A 22,298-nucleotide genomic window follows, 5' to 3' on the forward strand; every position below is an offset into this window, starting at 1 on the left:
CATGCTCCTCGATGGCAAGATTTATCTCGGGACGAGCGATCGGCCGGAATATCTCAATCTCAAATACGCCAATCGGCATGGCCTGATCACTGGGGCTACGGGCACGGGCAAGACCGTGAGCCTGCAAGTGCTGGCGGAAGGCTTTTCGGCTGCTGGCGTGCCGGTCTTTGCCGCTGACATCAAGGGCGATCTGTCCGGCATTTCGCGCATGGGCCGGGCGCAGGGCTGGCAGACCCAGCGCGCTGCCGATATCGGGTTCGACGACTACCATGACGATGTGTATCCCACCCTGTTCTGGGACCTGTTCGGCAAGCAGGGGCATCCGGTGCGTGCGACAATTTCCGAGATGGGGCCGGTGCTGCTGAGCCGCATCCTCGATCTCAATGATACCCAGGAAGGCGTGCTGAACATCGCCTTTCGCGTCGCCGACGAGGAAGGCCTGCTGCTGCTCGACCTCAAGGATCTTCGGGCCCTGTTGACCAATCTGCAGGAGCGCTCCAAGGAGATTTCGGGGCGCTATGGCAATGTCACCACGGCCTCGATCGGCGCCATCCAGCGCTCGTTGCTGGTTCTGGAGCAGCAGGGCGCCGACCATTTCTTCGGCGAACGCGCTTTGGAAATCGCAGACCTGATGCGCGTCGACAGCGACGGGCGCGGTTTTGTGTCGGTACTGGCGGCGGATCAGCTGATGCAGTCGCCGCGCCTCTACGCGACGTTCCTGCTCTGGCTCCTGTCCGAATTGTTCGAGGAACTTCCCGAAATCGGTGACCCGGACAAACCCAGGCTTGTTTTCTTTTTTGACGAGGCGCACCTGTTGTTCGACGGCGCGCCGAAGGCCCTGGTCGACAAGGTCGAGCAGGTGGTCAAGCTGATCCGCTCGAAGGGGGTCGGCGTCTATTTCGTCACCCAAAACCCCGTCGACATTCCAGAAAACGTCTTGGCTCAATTGGCAAACCGGGTCCAACATGCGCTGCGTGCCTATACGCCGCGCGAGCAAAAGGCGGTGCGCCTCGCGGCGGAGACATTCCGCCCCAACCCGGCCTTCTCGACCCAGGAAGCGATCACGCAATTGGGGATTGGCGAGGCTCTGGTCTCGGTGCTCGAAGACAAGGGCGTTCCCTCCATGGTGGGACGCACCTTCATTCGTCCCCCGTCAGCGCAGGTCGGCCCGATCAGCCTGGCCGAGCGCGATGCCACCATTGCCAGCTCGCCGGTTGGTGGCCTCTATGACAGCGTCATCGATCGGGAAGCGGCCTACGAAATTCTCAATCGGCGCGCCCGTGACAAGCAGCTTGCCGATGAGCGGGCGCGCCAGGACGCCGAAAGTGCCGCCGATGCCGACCGGTTGGCGAGGGAGCAGGCGCGCGCCGAACGCGCCGCGGCGCCGCGCCGCAGCACACGCCAGACCCCGGTAGAGGCCGCGACCAATTCCTTCGCCCGCACCATCGCCAATACGCTGGGACGTGAACTGGTCCGTGGGATATTGGGCAGCATCAGAGGACGCCGCTGACATGGCTGCACCAAATGACACGCCAATGATCGCTATTTTCGCCTCGGATCGTGGCCCGGGCGATCCAGAACGCGCCAGCCTGATGAGCGATGTGGGACGTGCCTTCGCGCGCAAAGGGGCCCGAATTCTCTGCCTTGTCGAAGACAATATCCTGCCTGTGCCGCTCATCACGGCAGCAAGGACGGCCAAGGGGTCCGTGGAATTGCTGGCGGATCGCGCCTTGGCGCTGCCACCGGCTCTTGCCAGCGTTCCGGTAACCGTCATCGAAGATCGTCAGGAGCGGCTCGCTCACCTGGTGCAGGCCGCGTCCGCGCTGGTTGCCCTGCCTGGGTCGCTGGTTTCGGCAACAGCCCTGTTCCGGGCTTGGTCGATGGCCTCCACCCTGCCAGTCGTCATGCTCAACCGTCACGGGGCATTCGACGTGGTGCGCGGCTTTGCTGCCGATGTGCTCGCGCCGTCCGTGCAGGGCCACGACCGTTTCATTCAGTTCGCCGACAATGTAGATGATCTCTGGAACAAGCTGGTCTGGGTGCGCGAGCAGCGGCGGTAAACCGGCGTCGCCCCAGGGGCTCTAGGCCATGGGCTCGAGTTCAGGACGCTGTGCCTGTCGACGGTCGGGGAACAGCGGGACGACATTGTCGCCGAACCGCCGCCCCGGATGGGACAATGGCCGGGGCATCGGCGTCCGCGCGCGTCGCTCGGGCCCACGATAGCCCTGGCCAAGCGCGCCAACGACGCTACGGGTGATCAGCCGAGCCTGAACGCGCTGCAAGAGGTGCCGCGGAGACATGGGCTTGACGACCACTTCGTCGATCCCGGCGCTGATCGCCTGCTGGCGCATCGGCGGGGTGATCGCGCGGGTAAGGGCAATCACTGGCAGGTCGCGCGAGACGAAGGAGGTGTCAAGTCGGATGGCCTCGACCATCTCAAAGGCCGGTCGGCCCTCCCGGTCGAAATCGACCACCAGCATGTCGAGCGGTGCAATGCGCATATAGGCGAAGAGTTCGGCTTCGCTCTCGAAGGGACGAACGCGCAGCCGTGAGTCGCCCGCCACAACCATCGTCAAAACGGCGGTCAGGGCTGAATTTGCAGCGAGGATGGCAATTTTCTTGCCGGGTACGGTCACGACGATCCCCCAATTGGTAAAGGCTTCGTTAACACGGCCGAACGGGGGAAAGAAGGGGCCGGTTCCAGTTGTCAAAGGAGAAGACGAACATCGTAAATTGGTCGGTGGATCATGCGGGCGGGCAATTCGCGCGCGGGGCGGGGCTGCTTGAGTGCGCCATCGCACACCTGGCGCATAAGCACATGCTGAGGCCGCTTTACCTGATTGCCGGACTGGTCATGCTCGTCCTCGGTATCGTCGGCGCTTTCCTGCCAGTGATGCCGACAACAATATTTCTCATTGTCGCCGCGTGGTTCTTCGCACGGTCGTCGCCTCGGCTCGAAGCCTGGCTCCTCGCTCATCCACGCTTTGGCAGCACCCTGCGCGACTGGCGCGAACACGGTGCGATTTCTCGTCGGGCGAAGGTCTGGGCTGGCGCGGGTATGGCGGCCGGCTTTTCCATCTTCTGGATCGGTGCGCGGCCCAATATCTGGCTCTGGCTCGTCGTAGCCGTCTTGATGCTGGCCTGCGCCAGCTATGTTCTGACCCGGCCATTGCCGCCGGGAGACAAGCAATAAAAAACGGCGGGATTGCTCCCGCCGCCTTGTCGATAAGGCCGGGGCCTTATTTGGCCGAGGCTTCCTCGAACATCTTTTCCACGTGTTCCCAGTTCACCAGATTGTCGAACCAGGCTTCGAGATATTTCGGGCGGGCATTGCGGTAGTCGATGTAGTAGGAATGCTCCCACACATCGACGCCCAGGAGCGGGTGTCCGCCATGGACTAGCGGCGATTCGCCGTTGGCGGTCTTGGTGACCTCGAGCTTGCCGGTCTTGTGGTTGAGCGACAGCCAGGCCCAGCCGGAACCAAACTGGGTGGTGCCGGCCTGGATGAAATCGGCACGGAACTTGTCGAAGCCACCGAGATCCTCGTCGACCTTGGCCGCCAGCTTGCCCGGCAGGGACTTGCCGCCGCCATTGGGCTTCATCCAGTTCCAGAAGTGAACGTGATTGTAGTGCTGGCCGGCATTGTTGAAGAGGCCAGCATTTTTGCCAAAGCTCTCCTTGACGATGTCCTCGAGCGGCAGGATTTCCAGCCCCGAACCTTCGAGCAGCTTTTCGCCGTTGGTCACATAGGCCTGGTGATGCTTGTCATGGTGAAACTCGAGCGTTTCGGCCGACATGTACGGCGCAAGCGCGTCGTAGGCATAAGGCAGCTCGGGCAGGGTGAACTTGGTGGTCATATTAGCCTCCGTTCGGGATGGTTTGACGCTGGAAGAACCGGCTATCCGGCTCGGGTTATAGGCTGAGGGCGAGGAGGCAACAATGTCGGCGAGAACACTAAGCGTCCAGTCCCGCTGACTTTATTGCAAAGGCGTAGCATTGCGCCGTTTCCTTGAGACGATCGAACCGCCCGGAGGCGCCAGCATGGCCGGCGCCCATATTCGTCTTGAGATATAATGGCGCGTCGCCGGTCTTGGTTGCCCGCAGCTTGGCGACCCATTTGGCCGGCTCCCAATAGGTCACGCGCGGGTCGGTCAGTCCGGCCAGCGCCAGAATTGGCGGATAGGCCTGCGCGCTGACCGTCTCATAGGGCGCATAGGCTGCGATGCGCTCGTAGTCGATGGCCGAGGTGATCGGATTGCCCCATTCCGGCCATTCCGGCGGGGTCAGCGGAAGGGTGTCGTCCAGCATGGTGTTGAGCACGTCCACGAAGGGGACCTGGGCGATAATGCCGCCCCAAAGGTCGGGACGCATATTGGCGATGGCCCCCATGAGCATGCCGCCGGCCGAGCCGCCCTGGGCGACAATTTTGCCCTTTGCGGTGTAGCCCTGATCGATCAACATCTCTGCCGCAGCGATGAAATCGGTAAACGTATTGGTCTTGTGCTCGCGCCGACCCTGCCGATACCAGCGATACCCTTTCTCCATGCCGCCCCGGATATGGGCGGTGGCGTGAATGAAACCACGATCGACCAGCGACAGGATCGAAACCGAGAACGCCGCCGGCATCGACATGCCATAGGCGCCGTAGCCATAGAGCAGGGTAGGATTGGAGCCGTCCAGCACGAGGTTCTTGCGATAAAGCACCGTCACCGGAACGAGCTCGCCATCGGCTGCGGTCGCAAAAAGGCGACGGGTCTCGTAATGGTCCGGGTCATGGCCTGAAGGCACTTCCTGGGTCTTGAGCAGGGTCCGTTGGCCGCTGTCGAGATCCACATCGTAGACCTGGCTCGGCGTCGTCGGCGAGGAATAGCTCAGGCGGAAGACGGACGTATCGAACTCGTAGCCGGTCGACATGCCCAGCGAATAGGCCTCCTCTTTGAAGCCAACGATTGCCTCTCGGCCGGTGCGCAGGTCACGGGCGACGATGCGCGGCAGCCCGTCTTCCCGTTCCAGGCGCAGCATGTGGTTCCTGAGCAAGGCCACATCAAGTATGAGGACACCCTCGCGATGCGGCACCAGGTCCTGCCATCCATTGGCGCCGGGCTCCTCTGCGGAAACCGTGACGATCTTGTAGTCCTCGGCACCTTCGGCATTGGTGCGGATATAGAGGACGCCCTCGCGCTCATCGACTTCGTACTCTCGGTCTATGAGGCGCGGTGCCACCAGGCGCGGGGCCCCGCCCTTATTGGCGTCGATCAGATAAACTTCGCTGGTCTGGTGATCATGGGCATCGATAATGATGAAACGACCGGACAGCGTCTTGCCGACACCGACGAAAAAGCCAGGGTCCTTTTCCTCATAGATGATTGGATCGGCATCCTGCGGCGTGCCCAGGTCATGCCGCCGAATGCGGTAGGGCCGATGGTTGTCGTCATATTCGGTATAGTAGATCGAACGACTGTCATTGGACCAGACGTAGGACCCGGCGGTTTCGCGGATCACGTCGTCGCTGTCCGCACCGGTCTCAAGATCGCGCAGCACGATGTCGTAATATTCCGAACCGGCGCGGTCGGCGGCCCAGGCCAATATCGTGTGGGACGGATCGTGGCTGGCCCCGGCAAAGCCGAAATAGCCCTCGCCGGCTTCGATATTGCAGTCGAGAAGCACAGCTTCCGCGCCACCCTCGCGCGGCGTACGGACGATCTGGGGGTATTGCTTCCCCTCGAGCATGCGCGAATTGTAGGCGAACGGACCATCGGGCGACGGCACGCCGCTGTCGTCTTCCTTTATGCGACCGCGAATTTCCTTATAAATCTGGTCCTGCAGGTCAGCCGTCTTTTGGCCGAACTGGGACTCGTAATAATCATTCTCGGCATCGAGATAGGCCCGGATTTCGCTGTCCAGCGTCTCCGGCTTCTGCATGACCTCCTGCCAGTTTTCCGCCCGCAGCCAGGCATAAGGATCGTCGCGCTCGATAGAATGGTGGGTGTGGGAATGGGCAACGATCTTGGCGACGGGTGGCTTGGCCTGGGTCATATGGTCTCCGCAGGATAGGGGCGGCGCAATGGGCCGCTGGGGAAGCTTGCATGGACATAGGATGCCCCGCGCCGCATTGCCACCCCCGGAAATGGTTGAAAACGCATAGGCCATAGGTCGAATTGTGAGGCTTTGAGCTTGTTCGACCCAGCGGCATCGCTAAGGTCACACCCGCAAATTCCGCTGAATCAGTCCTGTCCGAAGGTTTGCACGTTTGGGGTCCTCCTCCGATTTTGGTATCGCGTTCGTCGCCATGGCGCCGTTTCTGGCCGCCATTCTGGCGCCAATGGTCTGCCGACTGGCCGGGCGGCTGAGCGGTTGGGTCCTCGCTGGGGTACCGGCCGCCATCTTCGCCTACCTTCTTGGCCTTGCTCCCGCGATCATCCCTGGTAACACTGTCGCCGTCGGCCTCGACTGGGTTCCGGAGCAGGGCATCAATCTCAGCTTTTTCGTCGACGGGCTGAGCCTGGTTTTTGCGCTCACCATCTCCGGTGTGGGTGCCCTCATCGTGCTGTATGCGGCCAGTTATCTGGCCGGACATGCCCATCGCGGCCGGTTTCTCGGCTTCATGCTGGCCTTCATGGGCGCCATGCTGGGGCTCGTTCTTTCCGACAGTTTGCTGTGCCTCTTCGTGTTCTGGGAACTGACCTCGATCACCTCATTCCTGCTGATCGGCTTTGACCACACCCGGCAGGCGGCACGGCGCGGGGCCATCCAGGCGCTGGTCATCACCAATATCGGCGGCATGTTTCTTTTGGCGGGTTCCGTGCTGGTGCACCAGATCGCCGGCTTCTGGGAACTGAGTGCCCTGCGCGCCACCGGCGATCTCATGCGCGATCATGCGCTTTATGGTCTCGTGCTGCTCTGCTTTGTGGGCGCAGCCTTCACCAAATCGGCGCAGTTCCCGCTGCATTTCTGGCTGCCCAATGCCATGGAGGCGCCAACCCCGGTTTCCGCGTTTCTGCATTCGGCGACCATGGTGCAGGCCGGGGTTTATCTCCTCGCCCGGATGACGCCTGTCCTGGGCGGGACCGAGAGCTGGGGTCTCATTCTTGTGAGCTTCGGCAGTGTCACGTTGATCTGGGGCGCCCTTGGCGCGCTCAAGCAGACCGATCTCAAGCAGATCCTGGCCCAGACGACCATCGCCTCGCTCGGGCTTCTGGTCGTGCTGATCGGCCTGGGGAGCGAGGCGGCCATTGCAGGCATGGTGGTGTATTTCGTCGCCCATGCCTTCTATAAGGCCGGGCTTTTCATGGTCGCGGGGGCGATTGATCATGAGACCGGCACCCGAGACATCACAGCTTTGGGTGGTCTGGCCGACAAGATGCCAGTGACCTTTATCGGCGCCGCCCTGGCGGCTTTGTCGATGATCGGCTTGCCTTTGACGGTCGGCTATTTCGCCAAGGAAGAAATGTATCTCGGCCTGATGTCAGGCGATGCTGCGAGCCTTCTGGTTCTCGCCATATTGGTTGCGGGCAATGCCATGCTCGCGGCAATAGCCCTGATCGTGATGATCCGCCCCTTCCTCGGCCCGGTTGTGCCCACCCCGCGATCCGCGCATGAAGCGCCCCTGCCCATGCTGGTCGGCCCGATCGTGCTGGGTGGAGCCGGCATCGTGGCGGGCGTCCTGCCCGATTGGCTGGGGCACGACGTGCTTGTCCCGGCGGCATCCGCCATTCTCGGAACGGCGGTGGAAAGTCACCTGACGCTGGCGCTCGATGTCACCAGTCTCCTGCTCTGGCTTTCGGCGCTGACCTGGGTCCTTGGCATTCTCGTCTACCGGCAAGCCGACACGATCCGGAAGCTCATGCGGCGGCTCGACGGTGCCATCGGCTGGACTGCCGATACCGTTTTCGATGCGGCAATGTTCGGTCTGATCCGTTTTTCGGGCGCAATGACGCGCTTTTTGCACAATGGGCGGCTCGAGGTTTATCTCGTGACCGTCTTCCTGGCTCTGGGGGTTGCGCTGTTCGGCCCCATGCTGGCCTGGGGCGGTCTTGACTGGATCATGCCCAATGCCGATCTCGGTAACTGGTCGGCCCGGCTCGCCTGGCCTCAGATGCAGCCCTACGAATGGGGCGTGGTCGTCCTGGCCATTGCCGGCCTTCTGGCCCTCCTGATGGCGCCGACCCGGCTCATCGCCATCCTCTCCATGGGTGTGCAGGGCGCAGCACTTGCCCTGATTTTCCTCCTGTTTGGCGCGCCGGACCTGGCCTTCACCCAGTTGATGGTCGAGGTGCTCTCTGTTGTGATCCTGACCTTCGTGATGAGCCGTCTGCGGCTCAGCGACCGTGACCCGCGGCCGTTCGAGGATTGGGCGCGTGATGGAACGCTGGCAATCGTCTGTGGGGCAGGGGTCAGTCTCCTGCTCATGCTGGTGCTCAACGGAACGCTTAATACCCGCCTGTCCGACCTGTTTACCGCAACCAGTGTGCCGATTGCGCATGGCCACAACATCGTCAACGTCATCCTGGTCGATTATCGCGGCTTCGATACGCTGGGCGAAATTTCCGTGGTCATGGGTGCGGGAATGGCGATCCTGGCGCTGCTGCGCCGCCGCAAGCCGGCTGTGCCGCTGGCGGCCGAGCCGCCCGCCAAGCCAGCCAGGCGGCGTCGGGCCAGGAAGGTCGCGCCATGAATACCGTGATTTTCCGCACGCTTGCGCCGCTGATCGTGGCGATCATGCTGATCTTTTCGCTCTATGTCTGTCTGCGGGGGCACAACGAGCCGGGCGGTGGCTTCATCGGAGGGCTCATCGCGGCTTCGGCCATGGCTGTTTTCGGCATGGCATCCGGCGTCAGCGAAGTAAGGCGGGCACTGCGTGTAGACCCTATGGCCATTGCCGGTTTCGGCGTCATCATCGCCGGTGCATCCGGCCTCCTGAGCCTGTTCATCGATGCGCCGTTCATGACCAGCATCTGGCTCTATGTCGATCTGGGGGAAACCGTGGTACCGCTGTCCACGCCGCTGGTCTTCGATCTGGGCGTCTATTGTGTGGTCTTCGGCACGCTCTCGGCCATTGCCCTGTCCCTGGAAGCCGACCGCGAGGAAGATCTCTGATGGATTATGTTCTCGCAGCTCTCGTCGGCTTGTTCATCGCGCTGGGCATCTATCTTCTCCTCTCGCGGTCCGTCATCCGCATGCTCATCGGCATGACCGTCTTTGGCAACGGCGTTAACCTGCTGATCTTTACCGCCGGGCGGGTGACGCGGGAGATTGCGCCGATCATCCCGCCCGGGCTCGATGTTCCCGCGGGACCCATCGCCAATCCTCTGCCGCAGGCCTTGATTCTGACCGCCATCGTCATCGGCTTCTCGATGTTCAGCTTCCTGTTGGTACTGGCCTTTCGCGCCTATCAGACCCTTGATGCCGACAATACCGACAACATGCGCCTGGCCGAGCCTGAACGGGCTCCGCAGCCGCCGCTGAGCTATTGATATGGACGCCTCTCTGCCACAAGCCATGATCGATACGCCGACGCTTATTGCCGAATGGGTGATCGTGCTCCCGGTCGTGCTGGCGCTCCTGGGTGCCGCAGGCCTGCTTATGGTGCGCCGGATCAACAAGGCGCCCCTTATCGGTGCCATCCTGGTCTTGGCCGCCATTATTGCCTGCGAGATCATGCTGCTCCTTGACGTTTTGGCCCACGGCCCCGTCAGTATGACCATGGGCCGCTGGCTGCCACCCTTTGGCATCAGCCTCACCGTCGACCTTTTCGGGGCCGCGTTCGCTCTGGCGGCCGCGTTGGCGACCCTTTTCATCCTGATTTATGCGGAAATCGACCGTGCAGAGGACGATGGCAAGGACGCCTTCCACGCCATGGTGCTGCTTTTGCTGGCCGGCGTCACCGGCACCTTCCTGACCGGTGATCTTTTCAACCTCTATGTCTGGTTTGAGGTGACCCTGATCGCTTCGTTCGGCCTGATTGTGCAGGGCGGGCGCCCGGCTCAGCTGGACGCCGCAGTGAAATACGGCTTCCTCAATTTTCTGGCGACCACCCTGTTCCTTTTGTCGCTGGGCCTGCTTTACGGCCTTTTGGGGACGCTCAACATGGCCGACATCATGCGCGTCGCTGCTGTAGCAAACCCCGCCGCCATGGCTGGCGTCGCTGCGCTCCTGCTTCTGGCCTTTGGCATAAAGGCCGCTGCCTTCCCGCTCAATGCCTGGCTTCCGGCTTCCTACCACACGCCGCCTGCCGCCATTTCCGCGCTTTTTGCCGGGCTTTTGACCAAGGTGGGTGCTTACGCCTTGCTGCGCACACTCGTGGCGATCCTGCCGGCCAGCCGCGATATGCTGGAGCCCGTCCTCGCGATCATTGCCGTTGCGACCTTGCTCATCGCCCCGCTTGGAGCGATAGCGGAAACCAATCTCCGTCGCGCTATCGGCTTCATCGTCGTTGGCGGAATCGGTGCCATCATGGTGGGCCTGGCTATCCCTTCGCAAACGGGTGTCGCCGGATCGGGATTTTATATCCTGCATGCCATCCTGGCCATGTCGGCGCTCTACATGGTTGCTGGGCTGGTCGAAAAACGCACTGGAGCCACCGACACCAGGCAGATGGGCGGCCTCTATGCGGCCAGCGCGCCGCTCTCGATCCTTTTCATCGTGCTGGTTCTGGCAAGCGCCGGCGTGCCGCCATTTCTCGGCTTCTGGCCCAAGCTGCTGCTCCTGCAGGCCAGCATCGCGCAAAGTGTCACCGCACAGACGCAGGACTGGATCGGGATTGCGCTGACGCTGGCGCTACTTGTCAACGCGGTTCTGACGCTGATCGCCGGTACGCGGCTTTGGGCCCATGTCTTCTGGCGGTCTGGTCCGGAAGGTGCGGGATCCGAGCATGTGCGCCCCGAGCTTGTGCCATTTGATCGACGCGGACGGCTTGGCCTCGGCACGACGGCGGTACTGACGGCTACGATTGTCCTGCTTGGACTTTGGCCTGCGCCTCTGCTCGACGCGATGCAGGCTGGCGCCGGAGACATCATCAATCCGGAACGCTATGTCGCGGCGACGGGCCTTGCGGAGGACAGTCCATGAACGCGGCCTTCCTCGTCGTTATCCTTGCACTGGGCTGGGCGGGAATGACCGGGTCTTTTTCCGGCCTTAACCTGCTTTTTGGGGCGGCTGTCGGTGGCGTGGCTGTGCTGCTGCTGCGCCACGGCCTGATCCGCAGCGGCGCTCTACGCCGGACCGGGCGCGTTCTGTCCCTTATTCTTCTGTTCTTGTACGAACTGATGATGAGCGCCGTGCGTGTGGCGCTTGTCGTATTCCGTCCCGATCTGGACAGCGCTATCCGTCCTGCGATCGTGGCCGTGCCGCTCAGTGTCAAATCCGATCTCGAAATCACGCTTCTTGCCAATCTGATCACGCTGACGCCCGGCACGCTGAGCGTGGATCTGTCACCGGACAAATCGGTGCTCTTCGTCCACACGCTGGTGCTGCGGGATCGTGAAGCCATGATTGCCGAAATCAAGAATGGCTTTGAGCAAAAGGTCTTGGAGGTGTTCGAGTGACCCCGGCAACCTTCATCGATTGGGCTAGCCTCATCGCCCTTGTGATGCTCACGCTTGCGCTTCTGCTGTCGCTGACGCGAATCGTCATCGGGCCATCGACATCCGACCGCGTCCTCGCTCTCGATCTGCTGACCATCGTCGTGATGGGCTTTGTCTGTGCGATCGCCATCCGCACCGGCCTGTCCCTCTACCTCGACATCGCCATCGCCGTCGCTCTGCTTGGTTTTCTCGCGACGATTGCCTTGGCGCGCTACATCCTTTTCCAGGCAGGCAAGGGGAGGGGGCCCTGATGCTGAGCGATCTGACGATCCTGGCCGGCGGCGTGCTTCTCATCGTCGGCAGTTTCTTCGTGCTGGCGGCCGCAATCGGGGTCATCCGCCTGCCCGATCTCTATACGCGCATGCATGCCGCATCGAAGGCCGGTGCAGTTGGCGGAGGATTGATCCTGATCGCCGTGGCATTGGTGGAACAAGATGTCGCAATCGCCATGCGGGCGATACTGGGCTTTATCTTCCTGTTACTGACCACGCCTTTGGCTGCCCATCTTCTCGCCCGCTCAAGTTATTTTGCAGGCTACAAGCCTTGCACAAGAACTGTTGTCGATGACATGAGCGGCAGCCCGGAACAAAATTCTGCCAATAAATAATGGTGGCTCGGCATCCATTGCTGGACTTAGTCTTGCGTGGGTCTAAAAATGGCCATAGTAAATGGTCAAGGCGAGGGCCGTTCCTTGGCTCCGTCAATAAGAAAAATTTGGAAGGTTGAAAAAATGAACGACGATACCGGCGCGTTCGTAAATGTTGATGCTGATTTGATAGAACTCAGCACTGAAATTGTCTCGGCTTATGTCAGCCACAACGCAGTCAGCCCTAGCGATTTGCCCCGGCTGATTGCGGAAGTCCACGGTGCCCTACGCAATCTCAAGACCAACGAAGCGCCAGCTCCCGTTGAAGAGCTCAAGCCTGCCGTGCCGGTGAAGAAGTCGATCGCGTCCGATTACATCATCTGCCTCGAGGACGGGAAGAAGTTCAAGTCGCTGAAGCGGCATCTGCGCACCCATTACAACCTGTCTCCGGAAGAGTATCGCGAGAAGTGGGGCCTGCCTGCCGATTACCCGATGGTGGCACCAAGCTATTCGGCGACTCGATCCAAGCTCGCCAAAGACAACGGTCTTGGTCGCAAGGCTGGCTGAACTGTCTGAAAGAACTGTCGGTTTTGCTGCAGGCCGCTCCCTTTGGGGCGGCCATCGTATTTTTATCTCCCAAAAATGAGACCAACTTATCCCCGGGTGGGTAGCCATCACGCAGGTTGTAGGAATATTATCCTACATTCTTCGGAGCTACCATGGATATCGCCTTTACTCCCACCTCGCGCAACAGGTCCTTCGCACCCCCGGCGGTACGCGCAGCCAATATGGCAGCAGCGCTTGTAGCTGACGAGACGAAGGTTTCCAAAGTTCTGATATTCAGTCAGAATCGGTGCCGCGCCAAAGCTGCGCGCGCCCGACAGTTGGCCATGTATCTCGCCCACGTGGTGCTTGGACAAAGCCTCACATCCGTCGGGCAAGCCTTTGGACGAGATAGGACTACTGTCTCCTATGCCTGTGCTCTGATTGAAGATTTGCGCGACGATCCGGCCTTCGATGCCGACGTCTCACGGCTGGAGCAATTGCTCGAGACCGCCGGAAAAATCAGCCATGACTGAGTCTTCCTCCCCTAACGATAGGCTTCCCGATGCTGTGTTGCGGCTGGGGGCAGGAAAGTCGGAAGAAACATTTCTGCGCGCCCACCATCTTGAGGCTTCACGCAGACTAACCCTTTTGTTCGGCAAGGCGGCCCTGGCGCAGCGGGTCACCATGTCCTACGACCCGGCGCGGGTTGGCGGTCGGCGCAGCCCAACGCAACAAGCGGACCTGGCGGACAGCGCCGCTCATGCGCGGCGTCTTCTGGCAGAACTGGCACGCAGGATGCCGCGCGATTGCTGGGATCTGCTGACCGATATTTGTGCTTTCGACAAAGGGTTGCAACAGGTCGAACAAGAGCGGGGTTGGCCGCGCCGCAGTGCCAAGCTCGTTCTGCGCATCGGTCTTGAACAATTTGCCGGGATCATGGGGCTCCGCGAGGTTGCGGAAGGCAGGCCAACGACGCCATCACGGACCTGGCTGCCGGAGCGGCCGCCGCTTTTTCCCGAGCCCCCGCATTAACGATGTCATCTTCGGTAATGTTCGCCTCGTCTCGCGGCGTGATATGGGTCATCGCACGATTGGAACAATGTTCGCGATGACCGGCAAGCTTCACACCATCCAATATCTCAGGGCCGTCGCTGCCACCCTCGTCCTAATATCGCACGCTCTGCTCTATCCACTGACCGGACATGTGCTGGCTTATGGTCGGCTGGGCTGGCTGGGCGTGATCCTGTTCTTTGCCATTTCCGGCTTCATCATGGTGATCGTCACCGGCCAGGAAAGCTTCGATCCGCTCGGCTTCCTCAAACGCCGGATCGTCCGCGTCGTCCCGCTCTATTGGGCCTTTACCGGCGTCGCGGCGCTTCTGGCATTGCTTGCCCCAGGCCTTTTCAAGACCACGATCTTTGATCTCGGACAGCTCGGCCTGTCCCTGCTATTCGTGCCGTTCTACAATCCGGCGAGCCATGGGCTGCACCCGCTCTACAAGCTGGGCTGGACACTCAACTACGAGATGTTCTTCTATGTCAGCTTCGCGCTGCTGGCCGTGTTCAGCGCCCGTAGGCGTGCCTTGGCACTGACGATCCTTTATGTCGTCCTGGCGACGATCGGCAGTGTTCTTCACCCTGCCGGAGCCATTCCAGCCTTTTACACCAGCTACATGCCGCTTGCCTTCGTGGCCGGGGTGTGGATGGGCATCTGGTCTCTGGAAGGCGCGTTGGCGCGGTGGGTTCCCAGGCTGGCGGGGCCGCTCTTGGTCACGGTCGTCCTTGGGCTGGGCATCGGTTTTCAGAGGGATATCGGTGTGGTGGAAGACGGCCTGAGCTTTGTCGCTCTGCTGGCCGCAGTGCTGGCCCTCATGGCGCTCAGTGTAGCCTTTGAAGCGAAAATGCCTCGGTTCAGCATCCTCGAGACGCTGGGAGATGCGTCCTATTCGATCTACCTGGTGCACATCTTTGCCGTCGGAGCCATTGCAGGAATGGCGCTGAAACTGATCGGGACCGAGAACGATGTGCTCGTCGCAGCGATCCTGCTGGCCGCCATTGTTGGCGGCATCGGCGCCGGATTGGTTCTATATCGCCTGGTAGAACGGCCGCTTATGCGTTCGCTCCGGCCCCGCGCCTAGGCCAAGGCTGCCCGGGCCTCGTTGCGAATGCGATTGACCATGGCAACCAGGCCGTTGGAGCGTTGTGTGGTCAGGTGTTCTCGCAGGCCCAATTCGTCGAAAAGCGCAATGGCATCTGTATTGGCGATGTCCTGTGCAGGCCTGTCCGAATAGAGGGCAAGAAGCACCGCGACGAGGCCTTGGACGATCATCGCGTCGCTTTCACCGCGGAAGCGGAGCGCTGGAACCCCATCGATGCTCTTGGGTTCCGCCACGAGCCAAACCTGCGAAACGCAGCCATTGACCTTGTTTTCCGGCGAGTGCTCGGCCTCCGAGAGCTTGTCGAGGCCCTGACCCAGTTCGATGATATAGCGATACCGATCTTCCCATTCATCGAGAAACGACAGGTTTTCGGCAATCTCTTGAAATGCTTGTGGCTGGCTCATGCGCCTTATCTAGGACATGCGATAGGTCAATGCCAGCGGGGCGCAAAGAAAAGCCGCAAGCACGGGGCGGTGCTTGCGGCCAAGGAGCCAGGAGCCGATGGAGTAATGTCGCTTGGGGAAGTGACGCGGCTTCTGGAGTTCAAGATCGGATGCCCCTTGGGGCACCGCGCTAGCCCGCCCGGTCCGGTCGAGGTCGAGGAAGGGGTACCGAACCGGAAGCCGCCAAATTGTGCATGGGATCAACGGCTGCCGGGTTAGTCTTGATAGCGGCGCTGGCCAAGGCCTTGCCACCGATGCAGGTGATGGTGTCGCACTCTATCGCTTCGATCTGTTCAGCCACGAACTGACTGCCGCGGGCCATCGCCTCGGATGATAGCGCGGAAGCTGTGGCGCCCATGTCTGCCTCTGGCCGGATGACCAGAAATGCGACAGTGAGCCAGAATGAGGAGCGAAGCAGAAACATCAGTCTTCCATTTGGGCGGGTCCATTTCCGCCGATTGATAACCAGCCTAGGGCGAGGCCCTTAAACTCCGTTGCGACAATTGGATAAAATTTGAGACAAATCCGGCGCTTCGTCCTTCGGCCGTGCAAGCTCTTGTTTACGCTAAAACTTGAAAGCCCCGCCCGGTGGAACCGCAAGCGCGCGCGCTTAAACCTGTCTTAGATGTTGGCGCGCAAGGCTGCGCACACGTTCCGGAACACATCCGGGCAGGCGGGTCGGTAACGGGCCGCGTCAGGGGCACAAGTCCCGAACAAGGCGTCGGTATAGTGAGTTCAGTAATGCGTAGCCTCAAGGTGTTCGGACCCAGCGGTGGGAATGATGCGGCGTCGACAGGCGCCGCTAATCGTCCCGAAATGCTGCGCCGCAAGACTATCGCCAACAACGCACGCCTGTTTTCGGTCACGGCTGCCCTGGGCCTTGTGCCAGCCATGTATCTGTTGATGACGGGCGGCGCGGTGCCGTTCCTCGTCGCCAGCCTGCTGCTGGCTGGCGGCATGATCAGTCTCTCCTTTTATCATCGCGGGCTGCTCGAAGCAGCGGCAGCCGGCCAGGTCACAACGCTCATGGCGTCGGGCCTTGTGCTGACCATCGCGGATCCGCGCCTGGTGGATGCCGGAATGGCAATGACCCTTATGGGTCCCGTCCTTGCCGCTCTCGTCTGCCGCAGGGTCCATCGCCGGGCCAGCTGGCTGGCTGCGAGTGCGGTGCTGGGTGTCGGCGCAATCGCCAGCGCGATCGGAATGAGCCCCGTCAGCCCCGATGCGCCGCAATTACTGGTTGCCTCAATCTTTGGCTTCTTCTCCGCTTTCGCCGTTGCCGCGCACAGCGCTCACCGGATCGCGGCCGCTTATGAAGTCCACGACAAGTCGCAGATCAGTGCCTATCGCCACCTGATCGAGCACGTGCAGGATGCCGTGCTGCGGTTCAGCGCCGATGGCGCCATTCTCTTGGCGTCGCGGTCTTCAGAAACCCTGTTCGGTTGCCCGCGCTATCAGCTTTCGGGGGAGAGCCTGGCCAATCGCCTGCATGTACTGGACCGCCCGGCCTACATGACAGCCTTTGCCGATGCCAATCAGGGTGGCCGGAACCGCACGATCGAGGTCCGGCTACGCCAGGATGATCCGCGCGCTTCGCACAGCGTTCCGCGTTTCATCTGGGTCGAAATGCAATTGTCGCCGATCCTGGACGAGACCGCTCCCGGCCGTCGCCACGAAGTGATTGCACTGCTGCGGGACATTACCGGTCGTAAGGATGCAGAAGCGGCCATGGCCGAGGCACGGCGCGCCGCTGAGGATGCGTCCCAGGCAAAGTCGCGGTTTCTTGCAACCATCGGTCACGAACTGCGAACCCCGCTCAACGCGGTCGTCGGCTTCTCGGAAATGATGACGAGCGGCATCGGCGGCGAGCTGTCGCACACGCACAAGGAGTATGCCGGCCTGATCCATCAGAGCGGCAAGCACCTGCTCGAAGTGGTAAGCATGCTCCTCGACATGTCGCGCATCGAGGCTGGCAAGTTCGAGATCCATGCTGAGCCTATGGCTCCGGCGGAGATTGTTCCATCTTGCCTCGCCATGGTCGAAACACTGGCTGCCGAGCGCAATGTGCGCGTTGTGTCCGACGTCGAACAGGACCTGCCGATGCTGACGGCCGATGAGCGGCTGTGCCGGCAGATCCTGATCAACCTGCTCTCAAACGCCATCAAGTTCAGCCATGACGGCGGGCTTGTGAGCGTTGTGGTCAAGCGCCAGGGCCAGTCCATCAATCTCTCGGTACGTGATCGGGGCATCGGTATGGCGCCTGCAGCCCTGGCGCGAATCGGCGAGCCCTTCTTCCAGGTTCAAGAGGGGCTGAATCGCAAATATGAGGGCACGGGTCTCGGATTATCCATCGTCAAGGGCCTGGTCGAGCTCCATGGGGGCACTTTGCGGGCCATGTCCGAAATTGGAGCGGGGACAACCATCACTGTTCTGCTGCCTATAAACGGTCCAGCAACCAAAGCCGGCGAAACTGCCGACATTGTTCACCTGCACCGAGAGCCCCTGGCGAGCGCCACTTCTGATTCATGGCAAAACGAAACAAGAAAAGCCCAATGAACGCTGCGACCCTTTCCCAGCCGATCCTGATGGCCGGCGGCGCCTTGCTGGGCACCGTGACGCGCGCCGGGCAATGGAGCCTGGCGCGGTATATGCGGGCTCCCCTCGCATCGACCGGTATTCTTGCCATGGTCACTCTGACGGCTCTGGCGGGCAGCAATGCGCTTTACTTTCAAACTGTCGAGCACCCGTCGCCCTTCTTTGCTCCGGCCCATAATACAGTCGCGGCTCTGCCCACGCCGGCCGTCGACCGTCCTGAGAACGTGCTGCCATCGATCGAGATCGCCCAGCCGGAAGCGGCGCCGGCCGTTGCAGCAGAGACTACAGGAAGCGTTGCGACGCCGGTAAGCGTGCCCGACGCGCCAGTCGGCAATGCCCAGATGTTCGCGGTGCAGAAGAAGCTCTTCGAACTCAACCTCTTTTCGGGAACGATCGACGGCTATTACGGCCCCAAGACCGCCGAAGCCATCAGGGCATTCGAACAGCGGAACGGCTTGACCCCGACCGGCAGCATGAACGCTACCGTGATGGACGCTATTCTTGCCTCCGACGCATCCGGCCGGGTAGCGCCCGCTGCGGCACCGTCACCTCAGCCCCAGGCAGCGATTGTTCAGCCGGTGGCAGCGCCTCCGCCGGTCCCGGTGCAGTCCGCGGTGGCCAATCCGCAGCAGGATCCGGTTGTGCGGCAATTGCCGCAATTATCGCCCGCTGAGCAGGCTTTCGATACCGTCGCGCAATCGGCCGCAAGTACGATCGATTCCATAATCGCGGTTGTGGACACCTCGCGCACGCCGCCCCAGGCAATGGCCAATCCGCCGGTGCCCAGCGCCTCCGCGGCAAACGTACCGTCCCAGCCTGCGCCGGCCGTCCCGGTCGCGTCGACGCCGGTACAACCGATGCCGGCGCCCGTCGCTCTGGCGACCAATAGCGCGAGTGCTGCACCGGCCAATCCGCCGACCCAGGCGGCCGCAACGCCCCCGGCCAATGACACCGAACTGGTGCGTCAGATCCAGACAGGCCTTGCCAGCCTTGGATTTTTCCAGGCGCCCGTCGATGGCAAGCCGGGACCGGAGACGGCGCGTGCCATTCGGGAATTCGAGAGCTTTTATCGCTACCGCATGACTGGCCAGGTACAGCCGGACCTCGTGGACCTGCTGCTCAAGGCCGGCGCGACCATTTAGGTGGGTAGCCTGCGCAGTGATATCTGGTGCATGGCCTTCGTGCGGCGGCACAATGACCTTGGCCAGATGTGCGTTGTGGCGCGGCGGGGCGATCCCATTGCCGGACAAGTCTTTATTGAAATCGACCATCTCGACGGCACACGATCGCTGCTGGTGCCAGCGCCGAGCGTGAGTCGGAACGACGACGGGGCAGGGCTGGTTTTCCAGCATCGTTTTCGACGTGTCGAGCCTGGCATCGTCCGCGACCGCATTGCCCGCGAGATCGATTTCGACCCCGACCTCTGGGTGTTGAGCCTCGATCTGAGGGGCGACGATGCTGGCGTCGATGTCATTGCCGCACGCTAGGTCAGTGCGGCGTCGCGCACTCAGCTGGCGCGACGCGCTCCGATGCGGGCAAGGGCTTCGATGGCCTGGTCCACCACCGGATTGTGGGCCGGCGCCAGACCGGGCGTCCGGCGGCTGGTTGCGGTGAATGGCTGGTATTGCGGCTTGCTCAGTTCGAGAAGGTTCACCTCCCCACGCCAGGCGCTCATCAGATAGGCCATGGATTCCGGCGACACATTGCCGAAGAGGCTGGCAAAATCGGCCAGGGCCTTCGAGCGGTCATAGTCGTGGCTCGTGGCATGGATCAGCACCTTGAGCCCATCATAGGCCGTAGCGCCGAAGGCGCGCAGGATGACGAACAGCGATGCGCCGGTCACATCATGGGCGATCTGGCCGCAGCGGACCTCGTCGAGACCAGTGATCTGGGCAAGCAGGCGTGTGACCTCCGGACGACGATTCTCCGAAAACAGCTTCATCAGCGCCTTGGTCAACTCGGCGCTGGCCACCGAAATCTGCTCGATGGTCCGTGCGATTGGCGCTACTGGCGTAGAGCGGTGGGCGAAGGCGTGGATCACCTTGAGGCGGTGCGCGTCGGACAGGTCAAAAAACGCGGGGGCGAGGAGCGCCGCGTCGAAATCACTGCGCTGGCCAAGGGCCTCGGCGACCATGTGGTCCATCTGTGCGGACCGCGCGAGGGCGCTGAGATAGGCGCCGCGCGGCACGATATGCTGGTTGGCGGCGAGGGCGCGGTAGACCTTGCGCGAATTCATCTGGAAGAGCTTGGCCAGCACCACGTTGGACAGACCATCGCGGCCAGCCAGAGTAGCGCAGGCCAGTACGTCGTAGCGGCCAATGATGTCCAGCATGGTCTGGTCGGACAATTCCGGCGCGCCTTCGAGAAACGCGATCAGGTCTTCACCGATATTCTCGACCACCAATTGCTCGAGCTTGGGAGAGAGCAGTTCCGCGCGACCCAGGATCGCTGCACCTTTGGCGCGGGCCTGCGGGCCAGCCGTGGGAAACAGCCGGGCGGCAAGGGTTTCGAACTGTTCCATTTCGGGAAGCGTGGGTTTTCCGCGCCTTGCATAGGCATCGCAGGCAGCGATGAGCAGGGTGTTGGTGCGATCCACACCACCCGTTTCGATCAGAAGCTGAAAGGTCTCGTAAGGCTGAAAACCAAGCATTTTAAGAAAGGACCGCCGACTCGCTCTGCATCAAAATCGATGCATCTTCACTCTTGCCGCCAATTCGTTAGCAGACTGTTAACCTTGACGATCTCTTAATGGGGTCAAGGCGCATGGGGCGATGCGTCGGACTATTCGACCAGAACTCGCAGCCTCCATTAGGGACGGAGGAGCGGCGTCTCAATGGAGGCCGGCTTGGGAAAGCTATTGAAATTTGCCGTGCGGAAAAAACCCGCCGACGACGGGAAGACGACCCACGGTGCCGCCCAGATCCTGATTTTCACCGGGGTGCGTTATGAACGCGGGTTACCCCCGCCATCTGATTCCCATGCCGAGGGTAAACGGCGGAAGCGCAAGCGGGGATAAATCTGGAATGCGGTTCCTGCGTCTTGTTGGCCTGCTGCTGCTGGCGGGATGTGCCACGGCCTGCGTATCGCGGCCGGTGGGCGATTTCGGTCGCGCGGAAAAGGGTGTCCTGCATGATCAGGTCATGCCCTATGTCGGCAGCAAGATCGCGGCCAATCGCGGTGAGCCGGTTTCAAACCTGAACCAGACCGACCAGGAGCGCGAAATGCACGATCGCACCTGGCGCTTCCTGATCGCCGCGCATAGCCGGGACTGGCTCTTCGACACCAATACCGAATTGCAGCGGACCCGGATCGGGCCGGCCAAAGATCATCAATACAGTCCTGACCGCTATTATACCTGGCTGCGCACGACCCATTACCAGTCGTCCACCACTCGCTATAATACGGTTGGGCGGCATATTCAGGCCGATTTCGACACAGTGCCCTCGACCTTCCGCGCCATCTGCGCAGTGCAGGAAGTGGACCGCCAGCGGCGCGTGGCCCTGGCCGAACTGCCAGGGATCGAAGCGGATGTCGCTGCCAACGTCGCGGCGCGGCGAACCGAGAACCAGTGGCACATCGACTGGTTCGTGCGGGCGCTTAACTACCGCTTCAAGAGCTATTCCTATGCGCTGGACCATCTGTTGGTCGAGACACCGCACGAGCAGTCCATGGCAGTGGACGAAAGCCTGCGGCGTCTGAAGCCCTGGGTCGATCGCGCCAATCGCGGCGATTTCTGTTCGGGCGTCGCCGGCAAGAGCGGGACTGGCATCACCATACCGTCACGCTTCCAGATCATGGTCCCGGACAACGAAGTCATTCATCAGAAGTAGGTCTGGCGCAGCCGCGCCAGCACTTTGGGCGCGAAGTCAGCCAGCGCCGTCACATCGTGCCAGCGGGCGGCGTGAACCTCATCAAGCTGGGCGACCAGCGGCAGGTCCGGATCGGCCAGGAAGAGATATTGCAGATCGTGATGGACATGCGGCGGCTCGTTCCGGGCCGGCTTGCCCGGAACGTCATGGCTATCGATGACGAAAGGCAGGTCCGAGCCCTTGTGCCAGGGGTGGAGGCGCAGATCGGCGATGGCGGTTTCCTCGACCGCCTCACGCATGGCGGACTGATAGAAATGGTCGGCTGGTTCGTAATGCCCGCCGGGCTGAAGCCAACGCCCGATGGTCACGTGGTCGATGAGCAGGGTCTGCCTGTGGTCGGGGGAGAGAATGACGGCGCTGGTCGTGAGGTGACCCGGATAGGTGTCCCGGCGATCAAGCGCGTGGCCCTGTGCCAGCTGCCAGCGGAGGAGGGAAAGATGTTCCCCTGGCGCGGCGACCTCGGCAGAATAGCGCGATAAGACAGTCTGGAGGTCAGCAGCGAAAGACAAGGTCAGGACT

Annotated in this window: 25 protein-coding genes; 18 read left to right on the forward strand and 7 right to left on the reverse strand. The window is 61.6% G+C overall.

The window, feature by feature from the left end:
- The first annotated feature begins 1 nt into the window (after window position 1).
- The gene (locus VE26_RS02925) at window positions 2–1,510 is read left to right on the forward strand and encodes a helicase HerA-like domain-containing protein (RefSeq protein WP_046103698.1); all 1,509 of its coding nucleotides are present in this window, start codon (window positions 2–4) and stop codon (window positions 1,508–1,510) included.
- A gap of 1 nt (window position 1,511) precedes the next feature.
- A complete protein-coding gene (locus tag VE26_RS02930; protein ID WP_152658691.1) occupies window positions 1,512–2,060 on the forward strand; it encodes an LOG family protein in 549 nt (182 codons plus the stop codon).
- A 21-nt stretch (window positions 2,061–2,081) separates the two neighbouring features.
- Here the strand turns inward: VE26_RS02930 and VE26_RS02935 are convergent, their stop codons facing one another.
- Window positions 2,082–2,636, reverse strand: a complete 555-nt coding sequence (locus VE26_RS02935; protein WP_046103700.1) for a response regulator — start codon at window positions 2,634–2,636, stop codon at window positions 2,082–2,084.
- Between the two features lie 182 nt (window positions 2,637–2,818).
- Between VE26_RS02935 and VE26_RS02940 the strand changes: the two genes are divergently transcribed.
- Window positions 2,819–3,193, forward strand: a complete 375-nt coding sequence (locus VE26_RS02940; protein ID WP_084619893.1) for a YbaN family protein — start codon at window positions 2,819–2,821, stop codon at window positions 3,191–3,193.
- Between the two features lie 46 nt (window positions 3,194–3,239).
- On the opposite strand, the gene VE26_RS02945 is transcribed toward VE26_RS02940, so the two are convergent.
- Window positions 3,240–3,857, reverse strand: coding sequence for a superoxide dismutase (locus VE26_RS02945; RefSeq protein ID WP_046103701.1), 618 nt, complete (start codon window positions 3,855–3,857; stop codon window positions 3,240–3,242).
- Window positions 3,858–3,954: 97 nt separating this feature from the next.
- A complete protein-coding gene (locus tag VE26_RS02950) occupies window positions 3,955–6,036 on the reverse strand; it encodes a S9 family peptidase (protein WP_046103702.1) in 2,082 nt (693 codons plus the stop codon).
- A gap of 253 nt (window positions 6,037–6,289) precedes the next feature.
- Between VE26_RS02950 and mbhE the strand changes: the two genes are divergently transcribed.
- The 11 genes from mbhE (at window position 6,290) to VE26_RS03005 (ending at window position 14,851) form a co-directional block, all read left to right on the forward strand.
- Window positions 6,290–8,674: a hydrogen gas-evolving membrane-bound hydrogenase subunit E gene (gene mbhE / locus VE26_RS02955; RefSeq protein ID WP_046104940.1), complete on the forward strand. Its 2,385-nt coding sequence runs from the start codon at window positions 6,290–6,292 to the stop codon at window positions 8,672–8,674.
- Window positions 8,671–9,096, forward strand: coding sequence for a Na(+)/H(+) antiporter subunit B (locus VE26_RS02960; RefSeq protein WP_046103703.1), 426 nt, complete (start codon window positions 8,671–8,673; stop codon window positions 9,094–9,096). The genes mbhE and VE26_RS02960 overlap by 4 nt, the downstream gene beginning before the upstream one ends.
- The gene (locus VE26_RS02965) at window positions 9,096–9,473 is read left to right on the forward strand and encodes a Na+/H+ antiporter subunit C (RefSeq protein WP_046103704.1); all 378 of its coding nucleotides are present in this window, start codon (window positions 9,096–9,098) and stop codon (window positions 9,471–9,473) included. The genes VE26_RS02960 and VE26_RS02965 overlap by 1 nt, the downstream gene beginning before the upstream one ends.
- Window position 9,474: 1 nt before the next feature.
- A complete protein-coding gene (locus VE26_RS02970) occupies window positions 9,475–11,067 on the forward strand; it encodes a proton-conducting transporter transmembrane domain-containing protein (protein ID WP_046103705.1) in 1,593 nt (530 codons plus the stop codon).
- Window positions 11,064–11,543, forward strand: coding sequence for a Na+/H+ antiporter subunit E (locus VE26_RS02975; protein ID WP_046103706.1), 480 nt, complete (start codon window positions 11,064–11,066; stop codon window positions 11,541–11,543). The genes VE26_RS02970 and VE26_RS02975 overlap by 4 nt, the downstream gene beginning before the upstream one ends.
- The gene (locus VE26_RS02980; RefSeq protein ID WP_046103707.1) at window positions 11,540–11,833 is read left to right on the forward strand and encodes an MrpF/PhaF family protein; all 294 of its coding nucleotides are present in this window, start codon (window positions 11,540–11,542) and stop codon (window positions 11,831–11,833) included. The genes VE26_RS02975 and VE26_RS02980 overlap by 4 nt, the downstream gene beginning before the upstream one ends.
- Window positions 11,833–12,189, forward strand: a complete 357-nt coding sequence (mnhG, locus tag VE26_RS02985) for a monovalent cation/H(+) antiporter subunit G (protein ID WP_152658692.1) — start codon at window positions 11,833–11,835, stop codon at window positions 12,187–12,189. Before VE26_RS02980 ends, mnhG begins: the two co-directional genes overlap by 1 nt.
- Window positions 12,190–12,312: 123 nt before the next feature.
- Entirely contained in the window at window positions 12,313–12,735 is a 423-nt protein-coding gene (locus VE26_RS02990; RefSeq protein ID WP_046103708.1) for a Ros/MucR family transcriptional regulator, read from the forward strand.
- A gap of 152 nt (window positions 12,736–12,887) precedes the next feature.
- A complete protein-coding gene (locus tag VE26_RS02995) occupies window positions 12,888–13,247 on the forward strand; it encodes a helix-turn-helix domain-containing protein (RefSeq protein WP_052715619.1) in 360 nt (119 codons plus the stop codon).
- The gene (locus VE26_RS03000; protein WP_160297786.1) at window positions 13,240–13,746 is read left to right on the forward strand and encodes a DUF6456 domain-containing protein; all 507 of its coding nucleotides are present in this window, start codon (window positions 13,240–13,242) and stop codon (window positions 13,744–13,746) included. Before VE26_RS02995 ends, VE26_RS03000 begins: the two co-directional genes overlap by 8 nt.
- Before the next feature lie 76 nt (window positions 13,747–13,822).
- Window positions 13,823–14,851 carry an acyltransferase family protein gene (locus VE26_RS03005; protein WP_160297787.1) on the forward strand — a complete coding sequence of 343 codons (1,029 nt, stop codon included), beginning with the start codon at window positions 13,823–13,825 and terminating at the stop codon, window positions 14,849–14,851.
- On the opposite strand, the gene VE26_RS03010 is transcribed toward VE26_RS03005, so the two are convergent.
- On the reverse strand, window positions 14,848–15,276 hold the full coding sequence (locus VE26_RS03010) for a SufE family protein (protein WP_046103710.1): 429 nt from the start codon (window positions 15,274–15,276) through the stop codon (window positions 14,848–14,850). The two genes, VE26_RS03005 and VE26_RS03010, sit on opposite strands and share 4 nt — an antisense overlap.
- A gap of 169 nt (window positions 15,277–15,445) precedes the next feature.
- Window positions 15,446–15,739, reverse strand: coding sequence for a hypothetical protein (locus tag VE26_RS03015; protein ID WP_046103711.1), 294 nt, complete (start codon window positions 15,737–15,739; stop codon window positions 15,446–15,448).
- 317 nt (window positions 15,740–16,056) lie between these two features.
- Between VE26_RS03015 and VE26_RS03020 the strand changes: the two genes are divergently transcribed.
- Genes VE26_RS03020 through VE26_RS03030 form a run of 3 tightly spaced genes read left to right on the forward strand, consistent with a single transcriptional unit; the run spans window position 16,057 to window position 19,397 of the window.
- Complete coding sequence (locus VE26_RS03020) at window positions 16,057–17,871, forward strand: PAS domain-containing sensor histidine kinase (protein WP_052715621.1); 1,815 nt, start codon at window positions 16,057–16,059, stop codon at window positions 17,869–17,871.
- Window positions 17,868–19,052, forward strand: coding sequence for a peptidoglycan-binding protein (locus VE26_RS03025; RefSeq protein WP_046103712.1), 1,185 nt, complete (start codon window positions 17,868–17,870; stop codon window positions 19,050–19,052). Before VE26_RS03020 ends, VE26_RS03025 begins: the two co-directional genes overlap by 4 nt.
- On the forward strand, window positions 19,053–19,397 hold the full coding sequence (locus VE26_RS03030; RefSeq protein WP_280136865.1) for a DUF1491 family protein: 345 nt from the start codon (window positions 19,053–19,055) through the stop codon (window positions 19,395–19,397).
- A 20-nt stretch (window positions 19,398–19,417) separates the two neighbouring features.
- Here VE26_RS03030 and VE26_RS03035 read toward each other — a convergent pair whose 3' ends face one another.
- Window positions 19,418–20,560: a DUF2336 domain-containing protein gene (locus tag VE26_RS03035; RefSeq protein ID WP_046103714.1), complete on the reverse strand. Its 1,143-nt coding sequence runs from the start codon at window positions 20,558–20,560 to the stop codon at window positions 19,418–19,420.
- A gap of 373 nt (window positions 20,561–20,933) precedes the next feature.
- Between VE26_RS03035 and VE26_RS03045 the strand changes: the two genes are divergently transcribed.
- Window positions 20,934–21,740: a hypothetical protein gene (locus VE26_RS03045; RefSeq protein ID WP_046103716.1), complete on the forward strand. Its 807-nt coding sequence runs from the start codon at window positions 20,934–20,936 to the stop codon at window positions 21,738–21,740.
- Here the strand turns inward: VE26_RS03045 and VE26_RS03050 are convergent.
- Window positions 21,731–22,288, reverse strand: coding sequence for an NUDIX hydrolase (locus tag VE26_RS03050; protein ID WP_052715622.1), 558 nt, complete (start codon window positions 22,286–22,288; stop codon window positions 21,731–21,733). The two genes, VE26_RS03045 and VE26_RS03050, sit on opposite strands and share 10 nt — an antisense overlap.
- Window positions 22,289–22,298: the final 10 nt, after the last annotated feature.

The sequence above is a fragment of the Devosia chinhatensis genome, from assembly GCF_000969445.1.
Classification (GTDB): domain Bacteria; phylum Pseudomonadota; class Alphaproteobacteria; order Rhizobiales; family Devosiaceae; genus Devosia; species Devosia chinhatensis.

Bases quoted from the DNA above. Each gene is read 5' to 3' on its own strand.
- mnhG (WP_152658692.1), top strand. From the start codon at position 11,833: ATGCTGAGCGATCTGACGATCCTGGCCGGCGGCGTGCTTCTCATCGTC.
- VE26_RS03015 (WP_046103711.1), bottom strand. From the start codon at position 15,739: ATGTTTCTGCTTCGCTCCTCATTCTGGCTCACTGTCGCATTTCTGGTC.
- mbhE (WP_046104940.1), top strand. From the start codon at position 6,290: ATGGCGCCGTTTCTGGCCGCCATTCTGGCGCCAATGGTCTGCCGACTG.
- VE26_RS02995 (WP_052715619.1), top strand. From the start codon at position 12,888: ATGGATATCGCCTTTACTCCCACCTCGCGCAACAGGTCCTTCGCACCC.
- VE26_RS03035 (WP_046103714.1), bottom strand. From the start codon at position 20,560: ATGCTTGGTTTTCAGCCTTACGAGACCTTTCAGCTTCTGATCGAAACG.
- VE26_RS03020 (WP_052715621.1), top strand. From the start codon at position 16,057: ATGCGTAGCCTCAAGGTGTTCGGACCCAGCGGTGGGAATGATGCGGCG.
- VE26_RS03025 (WP_046103712.1), top strand. From the start codon at position 17,868: ATGAACGCTGCGACCCTTTCCCAGCCGATCCTGATGGCCGGCGGCGCC.
- VE26_RS03045 (WP_046103716.1), top strand. From the start codon at position 20,934: ATGCGGTTCCTGCGTCTTGTTGGCCTGCTGCTGCTGGCGGGATGTGCC.
- VE26_RS02960 (WP_046103703.1), top strand. From the start codon at position 8,671: ATGAATACCGTGATTTTCCGCACGCTTGCGCCGCTGATCGTGGCGATC.
- VE26_RS02975 (WP_046103706.1), top strand. From the start codon at position 11,064: ATGAACGCGGCCTTCCTCGTCGTTATCCTTGCACTGGGCTGGGCGGGA.
- VE26_RS03005 (WP_160297787.1), top strand. From the start codon at position 13,823: ATGACCGGCAAGCTTCACACCATCCAATATCTCAGGGCCGTCGCTGCC.
- VE26_RS02965 (WP_046103704.1), top strand. From the start codon at position 9,096: ATGGATTATGTTCTCGCAGCTCTCGTCGGCTTGTTCATCGCGCTGGGC.
- VE26_RS02950 (WP_046103702.1), bottom strand. From the start codon at position 6,036: ATGACCCAGGCCAAGCCACCCGTCGCCAAGATCGTTGCCCATTCCCAC.
- VE26_RS02940 (WP_084619893.1), top strand. From the start codon at position 2,819: ATGCTGAGGCCGCTTTACCTGATTGCCGGACTGGTCATGCTCGTCCTC.
- VE26_RS03000 (WP_160297786.1), top strand. From the start codon at position 13,240: ATGACTGAGTCTTCCTCCCCTAACGATAGGCTTCCCGATGCTGTGTTG.
- VE26_RS02970 (WP_046103705.1), top strand. From the start codon at position 9,475: ATGGACGCCTCTCTGCCACAAGCCATGATCGATACGCCGACGCTTATT.
- VE26_RS02930 (WP_152658691.1), top strand. From the start codon at position 1,512: ATGGCTGCACCAAATGACACGCCAATGATCGCTATTTTCGCCTCGGAT.
- VE26_RS02945 (WP_046103701.1), bottom strand. From the start codon at position 3,857: ATGACCACCAAGTTCACCCTGCCCGAGCTGCCTTATGCCTACGACGCG.
- VE26_RS03010 (WP_046103710.1), bottom strand. From the start codon at position 15,276: ATGAGCCAGCCACAAGCATTTCAAGAGATTGCCGAAAACCTGTCGTTT.
- VE26_RS02925 (WP_046103698.1), top strand. From the start codon at position 2: ATGCTCCTCGATGGCAAGATTTATCTCGGGACGAGCGATCGGCCGGAA.
- VE26_RS02990 (WP_046103708.1), top strand. From the start codon at position 12,313: ATGAACGACGATACCGGCGCGTTCGTAAATGTTGATGCTGATTTGATA.